The following is a 15,921-nucleotide window of genomic DNA, read 5'->3' on the forward strand; positions in this document are numbered from 1 at the left end:
CGTTAATGTCGTTCCCGACTTAAATCTAATTCAGTGATTTGACATCTAAACCGGCGTTTAGCATGTCAATGAGCGCCTGGACATGAATTAAGGCGCACATTTTTTCTTTTACCATGCCCGCTAGCCAAGGGCGTTTACCCGCCTGCTCACGCCAGCGAACCTTGTCGATATTAAGCGTTTCAGTCCCCATTAATTGATTACTGGCCAACCCCCACATGCTCTCACCAAGCATGACGACATATTGGTAGTTATCTTTATAGCTATCATCACGAAGCTTATCTGCCATCACCCATTTTGCGGTATCGACGACATCAAACTGTTGCTCGCGATTTGTTTGTAGCCCCAAATACCAGGCGGGTTTTCCTATCAAATGGTTAAGCTCGCTAATGCGATGAATACCACCTAACTCATCAAGAGGTACAGCAAACGTGACACCATTCACATCAAAGTAAAGAACTTGGAAGTCCTCACTTCGCTTCGTGCTTTCCCAGACCGTTGGTATATCGGAATCTGCTTGTGTTTCGAGTTCAGTATCGACGTTCGATTCTATATTGATACTTTGTTCGATCACTGCGTGAGGTTCATCCACCTCTGGTTGAGCTTCCTCAAAAACTGGCTCATCAATCACCCAGTCCTGTATTTCCTCAACACCCTGAAGCTCAGGCACCTCACTAAAGGTTTGTACCTCAGGCTCAGCCGCTTTTATCTCTGCTGCAATATCAATCGTATTTTGTTCAAGAATACTATCAATATCCAACTCAGCCACTGGGTTGCTTGCTTCAAGCTGACTTAATAGCCTTTGAACATCTTCCAGGTTTGGAGCTTCCAACTCTGGCGGATATGTTTCTTGAAACTGGTACGTTTCTGGCTCCGAGTATTGTAGCTGCAATTCTGGCTCTGGCTCTGGCTCTGGCTCTGGCTCTGGCTCTGGCTCTGGCTCTGGCTCTGGCTCTGCAGATGATACCTCTTGAGCCAATAGGTCAAGGTCTTCCTCAAGAGTCGTTATTTCAGTTTCATCATCCAGTAATGCATTAAAGTAGTCATCAAGTGCTTGTTCACTGGACAGCACATCATTACTGCTCATCGAACGCCAACCTCTCCAGATAAATCAGTAGCTGTTTATAGGCAAACACACCACGACTACCAGATGCAAAATGCGACGCTGGCAAGTGCTTTAAACTGGCATCGCGGAACTTGGTATCAATAGGCACCGCTGAGGTCCACACTTGATTTGGGTAATCTTTTTTCAGTTGCATCAATGTCTGCAATGACGCTTTCGTGCGCTTATCGTACATGGTTGGGACGATAGTCACTTTGAAACCGCCCGGGCGAGATTTTTGCATAATGGTTAGCGTACGCATCATGCGCTCTAGACCTTTCATCGCCAAAAACTCTGTTTGAACAGGAATCAAAATTCGGTCACTGGCTGCCAACGCGTTCACCATCATCACGCCAAGGATTGGCGGACAATCAATCAACACATAGTCATAGTCTTGTGAGACAGTTTGCAGCGCCCGTTTTAAGATTAATCCCATACCACTGCGATTACCCATTACGCGATCAAGCGTGGCAAGGGACATATGCGCGGGAATGATATCCATTCCTTCCAGCTCTGTTTCTAAAATCAACGGCTTAACCGTCTCACGAGAAAACGTCTTCAACTGGAATAAATCAAATAGGCTCGAAGTTACTGCATCAGGATCATAACCGAGATAAGTAGTCAGTGAGGCGTGAGGATCAGTATCAACCATCAATACTCGATGGCCTTTTTGGCTCAATAAGCCCGCCAATGTCACTGTTGAGGTGGTTTTACCCACGCCTCCTTTCTGGTTAGCTACACTCCAAACAATCATGATGAATCCTAAGCTAGGCCAACTTCCACCAACATGCGTTCAGCAATGCGGTCAAGCGGTAAATCTTCTGAAGAAATGCCTGCTTTAGCAACCGCTTGGGGCATGCCATAAACAACACAACTTTCTTCATCTTGTGCCCAAATAGTTGAGCCTGAAGACTTCAACATGCGAGCGCCCTCACGACCGTCTGCACCCATGCCTGTCAACACTAAAGAGAGCACTTTGTCGCCATATACTTTTGCGGCAGAACCAAAAGTCACATCCACACATGGTTTGTAGTTCATGCGGTCGCCGCCATCAATAATGCGAAGACGAGCAGCGCCCGCTCGTCCATCTACCATCATTTGTTTCCCACCTGGTGCAAGGTATGCCACACCGGGCTGTAACACATCGCCATCTTGTGCTTCTTTCACTTGAATCTTACACAAGGTGTTCAAACGACTGGCAAACGCAGCAGTAAACGTTGCTGGCATGTGTTGAATCAATACAATCGGATGCGGATAGTTCATCGGCAAGCGCGTCAGAATTTTTTGTAGAGCAACGGGGCCACCTGTTGATGTGCCAATTGCCGTCAGTTGATACTTCTTACCAGAAGCACGGTACTTTGTCGCAGCAGGTCGAGTTGGTGTTGGAGTCACAGGTGAAGCCGTTCTTGAACCTAATGATCGAGTAGTCGTGCTGGTACTCGCTGTTGGGCGAGCGATAGGTCGACGCATGAAAGCGCGCTTCGAGGCAATCTGAATCACACGCTGTTGAAGTAATGACACAGCTTCTTCACGGTTACGCGCAATGTCCTCAAACTTTTTCGGTAAGAAGTCCAATGCGCCTGCATCTAGCGCATCAAGCGTAGCTTTCGCCCCGTCGTGGGTCAGGGACGAAAACATTAGAATTGGCGTTGGAGCAGCGGCCATTATTTCACGTACAGCTGTAATGCCATCCATAACTGGCATTTCAATATCCATCGTGATGACGTCAGGTTTGAGGGATTTGGCTTTCTCAACCGCCTCTCTACCATTTACCGCAACGTCAATCACTTCTAGGCGCGATTCTGAGTTGATGATTTCGCTCACGCGACGTCGGAAAAAACTCGAATCATCAACGACTAGTACTTTAATCGCCATCTTATTCCTTTTAATAACGTCAGCTTTGCTTAAAGGCGTGAAGCCGCAGCATATCGCTTAAGTAAATCAGGCACATCTAGAATTAATGCAATATGGCCATCGCTAGTAATTGTCGCACCAGCCATACCTGGAGTGCCCTGTAATAGATTATCGAGAGGCTTAATAACCACTTCTTCTTGACCAATAAGCGTATCCACAACAAAACCAACGCGTTGGTTACCAATCTGTACAATCACCACGTGACCGTGACCTGTACGCTCTTGGACGTTTTGCGATTTAGATGCTAACCAGTTTTGTAAGTAAAATAGTGGGATAGATTTCTCTCGCACAATGATCGTCAGCTGACCATCTACCACGTTTGTACGGCTAAGATCTAAGTGGAAAATTTCACTCACCGAAGCCAGTGGTAGAGCAAACGGATGACCGCCAACACCAACCATCAGAGTCGGTAAAATCGCTAACGTTAGTGGTACTTTGATCGTAATCTTAGTGCCCTTGCCTAGCTCAGAATCGATATCGATTGAACCGTTTAAGGTATTGATCGCCGTCTTAACCACGTCCATACCCACACCACGACCAGAGATGTCAGAAATTTTATCTTTACTTGAGAAACCAGGTGCGAAGATAAGGTTGAAGCACTCTTTGTCTGTTAAACGCGCCGCCGCATCTTCATCCATCATGCCACGCTTCACCGCGATGCCACGAAGTTTGTTCGGGTCCATACCGCCACCATCATCTACGATGGATAGTTCAATATGGTCCCCTTCTTGCGATGCTGACAAAATCACTTTACCTGTGCGTGATTTGCCTGCCTTCGCGCGTGCGTCTGGCATTTCAATACCGTGATCAACTGAGTTACGCACCAAGTGAATCAACGGATCGGCCAATGCTTCTACAAGGTTTTTATCGAGGTCGGTTTCTTCACCGCGCATTTCTAGCACGATGTCTTTATTTAAGTTACGAGCCAAGTCACGAACAACGCGTGGGAAGCGGCCAAACACTTTCTTAATTGGCTGCATACGCGTTTTCATTACCGCGCCTTGTAGATCCGCAGTTACCACGTCAAGGTTAGCGACCGCTTTGGACATCTCTTCGTTGTCGCTATTCAAACCAAGGCTTAATAGGCGGTTTCGAACCAATACGAGCTCACCCACCATGTTCATGATGGTATCAAGTGTCGAGGTATCAACACGAACGGTTGCTTCAGCCTGAGGTTTTTTAACCGCTGGTGCTTTAGCTTCTTCTTTTACCGCGACTGGTTTAGATTCTGGCTTTGGTGCTGGCGCTGCTTGAACGGGTGCTGGCTTAGCAACAGGCTCAGGTTTCGCAGGGCTTTGCTCTACGTTTGCTGACGCTGGCTTCGTTGCCATATCCAATTCTTCTAGCGTTGGACCTTTACCTGAACCATGTAGCTCATCGAGTAACTTTTCGAACTCTTCGTCCGTCATTAAGTCACTGTCTTGATTTGATGAAGATGACACTGGAGCGGAAGGCTCTGCCGCTTTAGGTGGCTCTACTGGTACGGATGCAGATGCAGCAGCCTCTGCCGTAGAAGGGCTTTTTCCTACACCGTGCAGTTCATCGAGTAAACGTTCAAACTCATCATCAGTGATATCACCACTTTCAACTGATGGTGCACTCGATTGAGGCGGTTCAGATGGCGTTGTAGGTGTCGCAGACATTGAGGTGCCTGGCGCTGAACCTTTACCATGAAGCTCATCCAGTAGCTTTTCGAATTCGTCTTGGGTAATTTCATCAACAGAGCCGACACTTGATGGTGCTGACGGCGCAGCAGGTTCTTCGATGATAGGCTCGGGAATAATAGGCTCTGGAGTAGCCACTGGTTCTTCAACTACGGTTGCCGCTACTTCATCTTCTGACTCAGGTTTGCATAGACGATGAAGTTCTTCAAGAAGCTCAGGGTCCGCAGCTTCTAACGGCTCACGATCTTGAACAGCCTGGAACTGGGTATTAACCGTATCCAAGGCTTTTAGCATCGTATCCATTAAGTTTTGCGTTACCGTGCGTTGACCGTTTCGTAAAACGTCGAACACGTTCTCCGCACCATGACAAGTATCGACTAGCTCTGCCAATGAAAGGAAGCCGGCACCGCCTTTTACGGTATGAAACCCGCGGAAAATAGCATTAAGTAAGTCTTTGTCTTCTGGGTTATTTTCTAATTCAACCAACTGCTCAGAAAGCAGCTCGAGAATTTCCCCAGCCTCAATGAGAAAGTCCTGAAGAATATCTTCGTCTAAATCGTAGCTCATACGTTACCTTTAAAATCCAAGACTGGACAACAAGTCATCGACTTCGTCCTGCGATGAAACCGCATCTTCTCTCAGTTCTGGATGAAGAATCGGGCCTTCGGCTTCGCTTGTTTGTGTATTCTTTTTATCTGCCGGTTCTGACAAAACTTGAATATGTTCTTCAAGTTTATTTCCAGAGAATACGGTTAGGATTTCCACTAAGCGGCCTTCAACTTCATTAACCAACGTAATTACGCGGCGAATGATTTGGCCAGTTAGGTCTTGGAAGTCTTGCGCCATGAGAATTTCGGTCAACTGGCCGCGCAATTCAGTGCTGTCCCCTTCGACTTGCACTAATAGCCCGTCGATTCGGTGGCACAGTGCTTTAAATTCGCTTAATTCTATGCGCCCGTGCATGAGTTCATTCCATTGAGGACGAACTTTTAGAAGGCAATCATGCAGGTTGTCAGCGATAGGAAGGCAGCAGTCGACCGCATCCATTGTTTTGTTGGCTGCAAGCTCTGTCTTCTCGATCACATAATTGAGACGATCCCTAGCGTTAGGGATTTCGTCTTGCGCAATTTCGGTCATGCGCTGATCGAGACTGAACTGCTTGAGTGATTCGTGAAGGTCTCGAGTTAACGCTCCAATTTCTTGCAGCATTGGGTTATCGGCACCTTCGTAGATCGAGGCAACAAGCATATTGGCTTGGTCTTGTTCCCCGTTTTCTAGCATTTGAACGAGTGACTTCGCCTGCTCTAGTGAGATCATTCTGAATAGACCCTTTTACGTTTAGTTCTTCTTATCGCTTTGAAAACGCTAAACGAGTCATTTAATAGGTATTTAATAATTGGTATGAATGACTCGAATAACAAAGAGAAAGAGAGAGTTATAAACGCTCGAAAATTTTATCTAATTTTTCTTTTAATGTTGCAGCAGTAAATGGCTTAACAATGTAGCCGTTTACACCTGCTTGAGCAGCTTCAATGATCTGCTCACGCTTCGCTTCAGCCGTGATCATTAGAACTGGCAGATGCTTAAGTTCTGCATCCGCGCGGATGTGTTTAAGCAAATCGATGCCTTGCATACCTGGCATGTTCCAGTCAGTTACAACAAAATCGAAGTCACCTTTTTTCAGCATTGGTAATGCGGTTAAACCATCGTCCGCTTCTTGAGTGTTATTGAAACCCAAGTCACGAAGCAGGTTTTTAACAATACGGCGCATTGTTGAGAAATCATCAACAATAAGGATCTTCATGTTTTTATTCAAAATTGCCTCCACTGAATCGTAAAATCAGTGTTTTTAGTCATTTTGTGTCCACGCACTGAGCTTGGTACGTAAACGTTGCATCGCTTGACTCAGTATTTGACTTACGCGAGATTCGCTTACGCCTAACACATCGCCAATTTCTTTCAAATTGAGTTCTTCATCATAATAAAGCGAAAGAACCAAAGCTTCACGCTCTGGAAGCTGTTTTATTGATTCAACCAGTGCTTTTCGAAATGATTCATCAACTACCCCTTTGAATGGGTTGCTGTCATCGGTTTCATCCGCCGGTGAAATCACATCATCAGAAACGCCTAAATCTTCAATACCGACTAATTTTGAGCAGTTGATATCGGTAAGAGCACTATGATATTGATCCAGTGTCATACCGAGATGCGTGGCTACTTCAGAATCAGTAGGATCTCGATTTAATTCGCCTTCCAGCTCCGCAATCGCTTGGTTAATCTCTCGATTATTTTTATGAACAGAACGCGGTACCCAATCGCCTTTACGCATGTCATCTAACATTGCGCCACGAATACGGATACCTGCATAAGTTTCAAAGCTCGCACCTTTAGAACCATCATAATTCTGCTGAGCTTCGATAAGACCGATCATGCCGGCCTGAATTAAATCCTCTACCTGAACACTCGGCGGTAAACGGCCTAGTAGGTGGTGAGCAATGCGCTTAACCAACACTGAATAACGTTCAATGAACGCCTGCTGGCTATTAAATTTGCCATGTTGGTCATAGGTTATCGCTTTATTCACCAAAAGGGTCCTCTGCGAATTCGGTACGATTTAGCAACCTTTCCACAAAAAATTCCAAGTGTCCACTTGGTGTTTTCGGTAGTGGCCACGTCAACGCTTTGTTTGCTAGTGAGCTGATAGCTAAAGCAGCAGGCGAGCGTGGGAACGCATCAACGACAATTTTTTGTCTTTTTACAGCCTGTCGTACTTTATCATCTAATGGAATACATGCTACGAGTTCAAGGCTAACATTCAAGAATCGCTCTGTGACTAGTGTCAACTTTGCAAACAATTCTCGCCCTTCACGGTAGCTTCTGACCATATTTGCTACAACTTTAAAGCGTTGAACTTGGTGTTCTTTACTCAACAGCTTGATTAATGCATAGGCATCTGTGATTGACGTCGGTTCATCACACACAACTACAACCACATCTTGAGCTGCTCGCGAAAAACTGATTACCATGTCAGAGATACCAGCAGCGGTATCAATCAGCAGGACATCCATTTCGTCTTCAAGACTACCAAATGCTCGAATGAGTCCAGCATGCTGAGCGTGAGAAAGCTCTGTCATGCTCTGTGTGCCAGAAGTTGCAGGAATTATCTTTATACCATAAGGCCCTTCGACAATCGCATCTTTTAGCTCACATTCACCCGCTAAGACATGTCCTAGATTACGTTTTGCACGAATTCCGAGCATCACGTCCACATTGGCCAGACCTAAATCAGCGTCGAGAACCATCACCTTCTTGCCTTGGCGAGCCATACAAATCGCCAGACCCAGTGTTACGTTTGATTTCCCCACACCACCTTTGCCGCCAGTAACAGCAATCACTTTGGTCAACGATGGTTGTGTTAAGCGACGGAGGCCGCTTGCTTGATCGTGTATCATATTCTCAGTCATAGTAGTCCGCCGCCTTAGAGTCCTTCACTGTCACTGTTCCAAAAGTGAGGTTCGTTCTCTGTCGACTTCTCTAACAGTTCATTTGCTTTCGCAAGCATATATTTTGGTTGCGCTATCACAATGTCTTCTGGTACGCGCTGACCATTAGCGATGTAAGCTACTGGCATTGCGTTTTGAATCACTACACTGATGAATTCGCCTAGGCTTAATGACTCATCAAGCTTCGTCATAATACAACCCGAAAGTGGTATACGTCGGAAGTGATCCAGCGTTTCTTGTAGAACACGACGTTGTGCGGTAGCCGGCAAAACAAGGTAGCTGTGAATCACTTCTCCGCTCTCTTGCATTAGAGTGTCGAGCTGCTCGGAAAGCCTCACATCTCGTTGCCCCATCCCTGCCGTATCGACCAAAATCAGTCTTCTGTTTCTTAGCTGATATATAACATCGGCTAACTCGTTAGAATCTTTAGCAACTCTTACGGGACAACCCATGATTCTTCCGTAAATTGAGAGTTGCTCATGTGCACCTATGCGATATGTATCTGTTGTCACAAGGGCCACATTGTCGGCACCGTATTCCATGGCTGCGCGTGCTGCGAGTTTCGCTACGGTTGTTGTTTTCCCAACCCCCGTCGGACCCAACAATGCGACTACGCCACCACGTTTTAAAATGTCCTGTTTAGGAATATTGATTTGATCCGCCACCAGCGACAATAACGCTTTCCACGCTCGCGCTGGCTTTGTATCTTCCGGGATATAACAGGCCATCTGGTCTGCTAACTCCGGAGAAACGCCCATTCGCTCTAAGCGCTTAATCAGCATTGCTCTTAGCGGCTCACGGCGTTCTACTTCTTGCCACATCAGGCCAGAAACTTGGTGCTCCAACAGACGACGAATTGACGTCATCTCTTCGCGCATGCTTTCTAGCTCATCGGCCGATTCGTCACGCTCATCACTTGGGCGACGTCGGTCATATCGCGTCGGGTCCAGCTTGGGCGTCGGACGTTCAAATCGATTGTCCTGTGCGATTAGCTTCGCCAAAGGTGAATCTGGTTGATATGGCGCTGGCTTTTCTTGGTTGTAGCAGTCGCGATGCTTATTTTGGCGTTGCAGCAAAGCAGAGAGCGAATCTTCATTTTCTGCTACGTGATCGTCAGCATCTGCTGCACCACCGCTATATTGCTTAAGCATATTAGCGAATCGCTGCGTCATTGAGCCTGTTTTTTCATTGTTACTGTTATTACTGTTCAGGCTAATTTTATCTTCATCTAAATGACGATCTTGGTAACGATCAGCAGAAGACGATGACATTTGACGATGTTCGTTATAGCGATTCGATTGAGAAGCACCGCGATTTTGCTGTGACGCTGCGCTTGCTTGAGACGGATTAGATTCACTATCTATCGCCGCAACAATCGCTACTCCACCAGCCACTTTCTTGTTTGACATGATCACCGCTTCCGCGCCTAAGTCCTCTTTCACTTGGAGCAGCGCCGTTCTCATGTCTTTGGCAAAAAATCGCTTTATTTTCAAACTATGAATCCATTAATGATGCGTGAGATCAGTTACCCACGGCTTGCACAATTCTGATCTGTTTTTCATCCGGGATTTCTTGGTAAGACAGTACCCGGAGATTAGGTATTGTGTTCTTCACAAATTTCGCCAACGTCGAGCGTAATACACCAGAAGTAAGCAGAACGGCAGGTTCGCCTTTCAGTTCTTGTTCCTGTGTCGCTTGGCTTAGTGAAGACTGCAATCGCTCAGCGAGTCCCGGTTCAATCCCCGCGGATTCGCCTCCTGATGCTTGCATAGTTTGATGCAATATTTGTTCCAGTTCAGGTATCAAAGTAATCACTGGTAACTCAGGCTCTATACCATTGATTTCTTGAACAATTAGACGTTTAAGACTAATTCGAACTGCTGCCGTCAATATGTCAGCTTCTTGACTCTTACTTGAGTACTCAGCCAAAGTTTGAACAATCGTGCGAATATCGCGGATTGGAATGGCCTCGTTTAACAAGTTTTGTAGGACTTTCACCACCACACCTAATGGTAATTGGTCAGGAACAAAGTTCTCGACTAACTTAGGCGCGCTGCGTCCCAACATTTCTAATAAATTCTCTACTTCTTCATGACCAATTAGCTGTGATGCGTTGTTGGTCAATAGCTGGCTTAGGTGCGTCGCTAATACCGTTGATGAATCAACAACCGTATAACCCAGAGCCTGCGCGTGCTCACGCTGATCTTCTCGGATCCATACGGCTTCCAGTCCAAAAGCAGGGTCAATGGTTGGCTCACCATCAATCATGCCATACACCTGACCTGGGTTAATCGCTAGCTCTTGATCCGGACGAATCTCTGCTTCGCCCACCGCAACCCCCATCAATGTAATTCGGTAACTGTTTGGGGTCAGCTCAAGATTGTCACGAATATGAACCGCTGGAATTAGGAACCCAAAATCTTGCGATAACTTTTTACGCACGCCTTTTACGCGCTCTAGCAGTTCCCCACCTTGGTCTCTGTCCACCAAAGGGATTAAGCGATAACCGACTTCCAAGCCAATAATATCGACTGGCTGGACGTCATCCCAAGACAGTTCGCGCTGTGAGGAAGGTTCTGTACCTTCGTCTGCTGTTGCTGGTAAAGCGGGCTCTTTCGCTTTCTGCTTCTGCCGTTTGTCGATGAAATATGCCGCTGCACCGGCCGCGACTGCCAGGCTCAAAAACGCAAAGTGTGGCATGCCCGGTACGATGCCCATCACACCAAGAATAGCCGCAGTAATCATCAGCGCTTTTGGGTTGTCGAACATCTGGAAGACCAGTTGTTCCCCCATGTCTTCATCGGTGTTTTGGCGCGTCACCATCATTGCCGCTGCAATCGACAGCAATAGCGATGGGATTTGTGCGACCAAACCATCACCGATTGTCAGTAAGGTATAGATTTCAATCGCTTCACCGAAACCCAATCCATACTGCGCCATACCGATCGACAGACCGCCGACGATGTTGATAAACAGAATCAAAATACCGGCAATCGCGTCACCTTTTACGAACTTCGAGGCACCATCCATCGAGCCATAGAAATCCGCTTCTTTGGTCACTTCAAAACGACGAACTCTTGCCTGCTCTTGGTCTATCAATCCGGCATTCAAGTCGGCATCAATCGCCATTTGCTTACCCGGCAACGCATCAAGCGTAAAGCGAGCACTTACCTCAGAGATACGACCCGCACCTTTGGTCACCACCATAAAGTTGATGATCATTAAGATGAGGAAAACCACTAGGCCGACCGCGTAGTTACCACCAATAACGACGTTACCGAACGCCTCAATTACGTTACCTGCCGCATTACCGCCTTCATGACCATGCAGTAAGACGACACGAGTCGAGGCAACGTTCAAAGCCAAGCGGAGCAACGTGGCGATCAGCAATACCGTTGGAAAAGCAGCGAAGTCCAAAGGGCGACGTGTGTAAACGGTCACTAACAACACCACCATCGACAGCGCGATGTTAAAGGTGAAGAACATATCCAGCAAAAATGCTGGAATCGGCAGTACCACCATCGCTAGGGTGGCCAAAACCATCACCGGAGCACCAATAGCTGGCATTTCACGTTGAGGGATTCGTGGCAATTTATCTGCAAACGGCAGGCTTAACTTCATACTGCGAGAGATCTCAATCGATTGAAGCGTCACGTAAGCTCTTACTATTAATACGCGACCGCTTTAGCCTAAAAGTTTAGGTAGGGTTGATAATTAAAGCGTTTTAAGCAATCTATGTACCATAATTAGCGCCAAAATAATGACTAAACACTCAAATAGAGCTTAGCTTTTGATCAAACGAGCTTTTTTAAGGCTTTACCGCTTTTCGTATCAATGACGGTGCTCGGGCGGGATTGGCAAATCATAATCTTGAATTTTCGGGCGCTGTCCACCTCGTTTTCGGTATTGCTTCAATTGGAATACAAATGCCAAAACCTGAGCGACGGCAGTAAATAACCCATCGGGGATCTCTTGCTCGAGCTCTGTCGTGTGGTACAACGCACGAGCCAAAGGTGGTGCGGGCACAATCGTAATGTCATGTTCGCGGGCGACTTCTCGAATCTTCATCGCCATGTGGTCAGTACCTTTAGCGATCACGACTGGCGCACGGTCTGTCTTCTGTTTATAACGAAGCGCTACCGAGAAGTGCTCTGGGTTAGTAACAATAACATCAGCTTGAGGAACGTCCGCCATCATTCGACGTTGAGCCGCTTCCCTTTGCAACATACGAATACGGCCTTTCACTTCCGGCTTACCTTCAGTCTCTTTGTATTCGTCTTTGACTTCTTGCTTGGTCATTTTTAACTGATCGGCGTGCTGCCAAATTTGAAATGGAATATCGATGGCAACCACAATCAATAGCGAGCAACTGATCAGCAAAATAAAGTTCAGCAAAATATCTAAAGCATGGAAGATGTTTTGCGGATACACATCCATGCTCAATTGAATCAGATCGGCCTGTGATGCTTGGATCAAATAGATGGCGACACCAGTGACCAGAACCACTTTAAGGATTGATTTGATCAACTCTACCCAGCTTTGCATTCCAACCATTCGCTTTAAGCCGCTAAGCGGATTCATTTTCGACAGCTTGGGCATGGCCGCTTGGGCAGAAAAACTGATTCCTCCCACACCTGCTGCTCCAATCATGGCGGCGGTAAACAATGTCGCTAACACCAAAAATAGTGGGAACAACAAATCACTCATCGCGCCCAAAGCGATATCAAACAGTTTTGCAGTATCGAAAATCTCTTCTCGTTGAAGATCAAATAAACGGCTCATGATGGAAAACAATGAACGTGCTAACGCCTCGCCAAACCACATCAATGAAATGGCGCCAACGATCAGCACAGATGCTGATGCAAGCTCTTTAGATCGAGCGACCTGCCCCTTTTCTCTGGCTTGTTGTAACCGTCGGGGCGTGGCTTCTTCGGTGCGTTCCTGACCGTCTGATTCTGCCAAATCTTAGCACTCCAAGCGAATAAGCCGACAAATCTGCGCCTCACCCACTGTCCAGAACATTTCATAATGACTGTATAGACCAGCCAGTATGTACCAACAAAGTAATAGACCCACCATCAAAGCAAAAGCAAAACCAAGCGAGAAGATATTCAGCTGTGGTGCGGCACGGGTCATTACACCAAACGACAAGTTAATGGTCAGTAGCGCAATAATGCCAGATAGAGACATACTCAGTGCCGTTTGGAACATAATACCAAGCCAGCCTGCCATTTCACGGAAATCAACCGCGTTGAGCGAGCCGGAGCCAATCGGCAAAGTTTTAAAACTGAACACCACCAATTGCAGCATTTTTAAGTGTCCATCGGTGGCAAGGAAAAACATTGTCGTTAAGAACATGAATAACTGGCCAAGCAATGGCGTGTTCTGACCATTTGCGGGATCAACCATAGAAGCAAAGCCCAAACTTGATTGCATACCCAATATTTGACCAAGTAGGACAAAGGTTTGAATCATAAATTGAGTAACCATACCCATCGCTATGCCGATGATTATTTGCTCGGCAATGGTCATGAAGCCACGAAACGAGAGTAGCTCAATGTCTTGAGGTACGGCGGGGATGGCTGGCATGACAGCGAAAGTGATGGCTAAACCGAGGTAAAGGCGGATTCTTGGCGAAACAAATCGGGCCCCGGTTACTGTCATCACCATCAACATGGATGAGATACGAACATAGGGCCAGAAGTAGTTTGCGATCCAATCTAAGACAACGCTAGTGGGGTACTCCATAGGCGCCTCTAATAAAGCACCTGAGGTAAGCGTTCAATCAAGCCATAGAAATATTCCATCAACATTTGCGTCATCCAATGCCCAAACAGCATCAGGGCCAAAAGCGTGACAATCAAACGCGGTAAGAAGCTCAATGTTTGTTCGTTGATGGATGTCGCAGCTTGAAAAATCGCGACTACAAGGCCGATAAGCAAGCTTGGGATGATAATAGCGCAGACCATGATAAGCACCATCCAAAGTGCTTCACGGAAAAGCTCGACAAACATTTCTGGTGTCATGTCTTATCCTCTATCTGCGCTTATCTAAAGGGCAAAGCTGCCCGCAAGTGTCGAGAGTATCAAGTTCCAACCATCGACCAATACGAACAACATCAACTTGAACGGCAACGAAACAATCATTGGTGACAACATCATCATACCCATTGCCATCAGTACCGAAGCGACTACAAGGTCAATAATCAAAAACGGCAAGAAGAGCATAAAGCCAATTTGGAATGCAGTTTTTAGCTCTGAGGTGATAAAAGCCGGAATCAACACCGCCATCGACACATCTTCTGGATTCTCGACTTGCTCTCCTGACATGGTTACGAACGTCTCCAAGTCTTTGATTCGGGTCTGCTTAAGCATAAATGCTTTCATTGGCGCTTGTGCAGCATCAAACGCTTCTCGCGCCGTGACTTGCTCGTTCAAATAAGGCTGAACAGCTTTGTCGTTGATTTCGTTCAGGACAGGAGACATAACAAAAAAGGTCAAAAACAGCGCAATACCAATAATAACCTGATTAGAAGGCGTTTGTTGCAAACCCATTGCCTGACGCAATATCGACATCACCACCACAATTCGAGTGAACGAGGTCATCAGAATCACCATGGCAGGCAAGAAGCCAAGCATGGTCATTAACGCTAAAATTTGTAGTGTAACCGAGTAGTCTTCACTGCCATCAGGGTTCGTGGTCATGGTGAATGCTGGAATACCACCGCCACTAGAAACGGACATAGCACGGCTAGCACCAGTATCACTTTGCATAGCCTGAACTGTAACACTACTTCCATCGGCTAAGTTATCTGGCAGCGCTGACTCCTCTGCTTCAGCAAAGGTAAATGAAGAAAACAGCACGCCGACAAAAAGTAACAACGTACTCAGGAGCAAACGAATTGGATTACCCTTTGTCATGTTTTTTGATCAGCTGGCTAAATTGAGTCGCAAAAGCATTGGTCGCCAACTCTTCCTCTTTCAGTGGCTTATCTAACTTGGCTAAAGTTTGGATCGATTGGCTAGTAATCCCAACCAAAAACTGTTCTTCACCCACTTGAACTACTGCGATTCTTTCTTTTGTACCCACTGGCAACTGACTCACTATACGCAAGCCCTTTTGTTGTCCCATCGCTGGCACTTGCATACGTTTCAGCAACCAAGCCAGCAAAAGAATCACGCCGATTACAAGCACAAGCGAGCCAAGTGTCGTCGCAAGATCCAGATTATTTGGTGCGGCAGCAAATGCATAAGGAGCACTTAGCATTAAGCTCAGTGCTCCAGTGATTTGCTTCAATCGCATTTTGATTGAACGACTCATCTTAACGCAGCTTCTTAATTCGTTCAGTTTGGCTGATCACATCCGTCAAACGGATACCAAACTTATCGTTGACGACCACGACTTCGCCGTGAGCAATCAAAGTACCGTTAACCAATACGTCGAGCGACTCACCGGCTAGACGATCCAACTCAACAACCGAACCTTGGTTAAGCTGCAACAGGTTCCGAATGCTAATTTGAGAACGACCGACTTCCATCGAAATCGTCACCGGGATATCCATAATAGTGTCGAGTTTACGACGCTCATCTTCGCTAATTGGGCTTGAAGTGTCTTTTAGCTCTTCCAGTGGCGCAGCCAATACTTCATCTACGTCTACAGAAGGGGCAGACGGGTCTTCGCCAAGAGCGGCTGCCCATTCGTCTGCTAGCTTTTGATCGTCACTTGGTTCCATTTTTCTATC

At 46.6% G+C, this 15,921-nt stretch carries 16 protein-coding genes; all 16 read right to left on the reverse strand.

Going from position 1 to position 15,921, the window contains the following annotated elements:
- Window positions 1-25: 25 nt before the first annotated feature.
- Entirely contained in the window at window positions 26-1,084 is a 1,059-nt protein-coding gene (locus R8269_RS20515; protein ID WP_053349547.1) for a chemotaxis protein CheW, read from the reverse strand.
- On the reverse strand, window positions 1,074-1,853 hold the full coding sequence (locus R8269_RS20520) for a ParA family protein (RefSeq protein WP_005380505.1): 780 nt from the start codon (window positions 1,851-1,853) through the stop codon (window positions 1,074-1,076). Before R8269_RS20520 ends, R8269_RS20515 begins: the two co-directional genes overlap by 11 nt.
- Window positions 1,854-1,861: 8 nt before the next feature.
- Window positions 1,862-2,974, reverse strand: coding sequence for a protein-glutamate methylesterase/protein-glutamine glutaminase (locus R8269_RS20525; protein ID WP_005380504.1), 1,113 nt, complete (start codon window positions 2,972-2,974; stop codon window positions 1,862-1,864).
- Window positions 2,975-3,003: 29 nt separating this feature from the next.
- Complete coding sequence (locus R8269_RS20530) at window positions 3,004-5,244, reverse strand: chemotaxis protein CheA (protein ID WP_005380503.1); 2,241 nt, start codon at window positions 5,242-5,244, stop codon at window positions 3,004-3,006.
- A gap of 9 nt (window positions 5,245-5,253) precedes the next feature.
- Window positions 5,254-5,994: a protein phosphatase CheZ gene (locus R8269_RS20535; protein ID WP_318222651.1), complete on the reverse strand. Its 741-nt coding sequence runs from the start codon at window positions 5,992-5,994 to the stop codon at window positions 5,254-5,256.
- Window positions 5,995-6,112: 118 nt separating this feature from the next.
- Complete coding sequence (cheY, locus tag R8269_RS20540) at window positions 6,113-6,481, reverse strand: chemotaxis response regulator CheY (protein ID WP_017635949.1); 369 nt, start codon at window positions 6,479-6,481, stop codon at window positions 6,113-6,115.
- A gap of 45 nt (window positions 6,482-6,526) precedes the next feature.
- Window positions 6,527-7,261, reverse strand: a complete 735-nt coding sequence (locus tag R8269_RS20545) for an RNA polymerase sigma factor FliA (protein WP_005380499.1) — start codon at window positions 7,259-7,261, stop codon at window positions 6,527-6,529.
- Window positions 7,254-8,141, reverse strand: coding sequence for a MinD/ParA family protein (locus R8269_RS20550; RefSeq protein WP_005380498.1), 888 nt, complete (start codon window positions 8,139-8,141; stop codon window positions 7,254-7,256). The genes R8269_RS20545 and R8269_RS20550 overlap by 8 nt, the downstream gene beginning before the upstream one ends.
- Before the next feature lie 14 nt (window positions 8,142-8,155).
- Window positions 8,156-9,673 carry a flagellar biosynthesis protein FlhF gene (gene flhF, locus R8269_RS20555; RefSeq protein WP_005380497.1) on the reverse strand — a complete coding sequence of 506 codons (1,518 nt, stop codon included), beginning with the start codon at window positions 9,671-9,673 and terminating at the stop codon, window positions 8,156-8,158.
- Between the two features lie 28 nt (window positions 9,674-9,701).
- Window positions 9,702-11,801, reverse strand: a complete 2,100-nt coding sequence (gene flhA / locus R8269_RS20560) for a flagellar biosynthesis protein FlhA (protein ID WP_025998722.1) — start codon at window positions 11,799-11,801, stop codon at window positions 9,702-9,704.
- A 210-nt stretch (window positions 11,802-12,011) separates the two neighbouring features.
- Complete coding sequence (gene flhB / locus R8269_RS20565) at window positions 12,012-13,142, reverse strand: flagellar biosynthesis protein FlhB (RefSeq protein ID WP_005380490.1); 1,131 nt, start codon at window positions 13,140-13,142, stop codon at window positions 12,012-12,014.
- 3 nt (window positions 13,143-13,145) lie between these two features.
- Window positions 13,146-13,928, reverse strand: coding sequence for a flagellar biosynthetic protein FliR (gene fliR / locus R8269_RS20570; protein WP_005380489.1), 783 nt, complete (start codon window positions 13,926-13,928; stop codon window positions 13,146-13,148).
- Window positions 13,929-13,936: 8 nt separating this feature from the next.
- Window positions 13,937-14,206 carry a flagellar biosynthesis protein FliQ gene (gene fliQ / locus R8269_RS20575; protein ID WP_005380488.1) on the reverse strand — a complete coding sequence of 90 codons (270 nt, stop codon included), beginning with the start codon at window positions 14,204-14,206 and terminating at the stop codon, window positions 13,937-13,939.
- 24 nt (window positions 14,207-14,230) lie between these two features.
- Window positions 14,231-15,100, reverse strand: a complete 870-nt coding sequence (gene fliP / locus R8269_RS20580; protein WP_005380487.1) for a flagellar type III secretion system pore protein FliP — start codon at window positions 15,098-15,100, stop codon at window positions 14,231-14,233.
- Window positions 15,087-15,500, reverse strand: coding sequence for a flagellar biosynthetic protein FliO (gene fliO, locus R8269_RS20585; protein WP_005380480.1), 414 nt, complete (start codon window positions 15,498-15,500; stop codon window positions 15,087-15,089). Before fliO ends, fliP begins: the two co-directional genes overlap by 14 nt.
- A gap of 1 nt (window position 15,501) precedes the next feature.
- A complete protein-coding gene (fliN, locus tag R8269_RS20590) occupies window positions 15,502-15,912 on the reverse strand; it encodes a flagellar motor switch protein FliN (RefSeq protein WP_005380479.1) in 411 nt (136 codons plus the stop codon).
- Window positions 15,913-15,921 lie beyond the last annotated feature (9 nt).

The sequence above is a fragment of the Vibrio sp. Vb0667 genome (assembly GCF_033391095.1).

What these genes read in the sequence shown, in the direction of transcription:
- R8269_RS20550 (WP_005380498.1), bottom strand. Translation starts at nt 8,141, where the DNA reads ATGACTGAGAATATGATACACGATCAAGCAAGCGGCCTCCGTCGCTTA.
- R8269_RS20515 (WP_053349547.1), bottom strand. Translation starts at nt 1,084, where the DNA reads ATGAGCAGTAATGATGTGCTGTCCAGTGAACAAGCACTTGATGACTAC.
- R8269_RS20525 (WP_005380504.1), bottom strand. Translation starts at nt 2,974, where the DNA reads ATGGCGATTAAAGTACTAGTCGTTGATGATTCGAGTTTTTTCCGACGT.
- cheY (WP_017635949.1), bottom strand. Translation starts at nt 6,481, where the DNA reads ATGAAGATCCTTATTGTTGATGATTTCTCAACAATGCGCCGTATTGTT.
- flhA (WP_025998722.1), bottom strand. Translation starts at nt 11,801, where the DNA reads ATGAAGTTAAGCCTGCCGTTTGCAGATAAATTGCCACGAATCCCTCAA.
- fliP (WP_005380487.1), bottom strand. Translation starts at nt 15,100, where the DNA reads ATGACAAAGGGTAATCCAATTCGTTTGCTCCTGAGTACGTTGTTACTT.
- fliQ (WP_005380488.1), bottom strand. Translation starts at nt 14,206, where the DNA reads ATGACACCAGAAATGTTTGTCGAGCTTTTCCGTGAAGCACTTTGGATG.
- R8269_RS20520 (WP_005380505.1), bottom strand. Translation starts at nt 1,853, where the DNA reads ATGATTGTTTGGAGTGTAGCTAACCAGAAAGGAGGCGTGGGTAAAACC.
- R8269_RS20530 (WP_005380503.1), bottom strand. Translation starts at nt 5,244, where the DNA reads ATGAGCTACGATTTAGACGAAGATATTCTTCAGGACTTTCTCATTGAG.
- fliO (WP_005380480.1), bottom strand. Translation starts at nt 15,500, where the DNA reads ATGAGTCGTTCAATCAAAATGCGATTGAAGCAAATCACTGGAGCACTG.
- fliN (WP_005380479.1), bottom strand. Translation starts at nt 15,912, where the DNA reads ATGGAACCAAGTGACGATCAAAAGCTAGCAGACGAATGGGCAGCCGCT.
- fliR (WP_005380489.1), bottom strand. Translation starts at nt 13,928, where the DNA reads ATGGAGTACCCCACTAGCGTTGTCTTAGATTGGATCGCAAACTACTTC.
- R8269_RS20535 (WP_318222651.1), bottom strand. Translation starts at nt 5,994, where the DNA reads ATGATCTCACTAGAGCAGGCGAAGTCACTCGTTCAAATGCTAGAAAAC.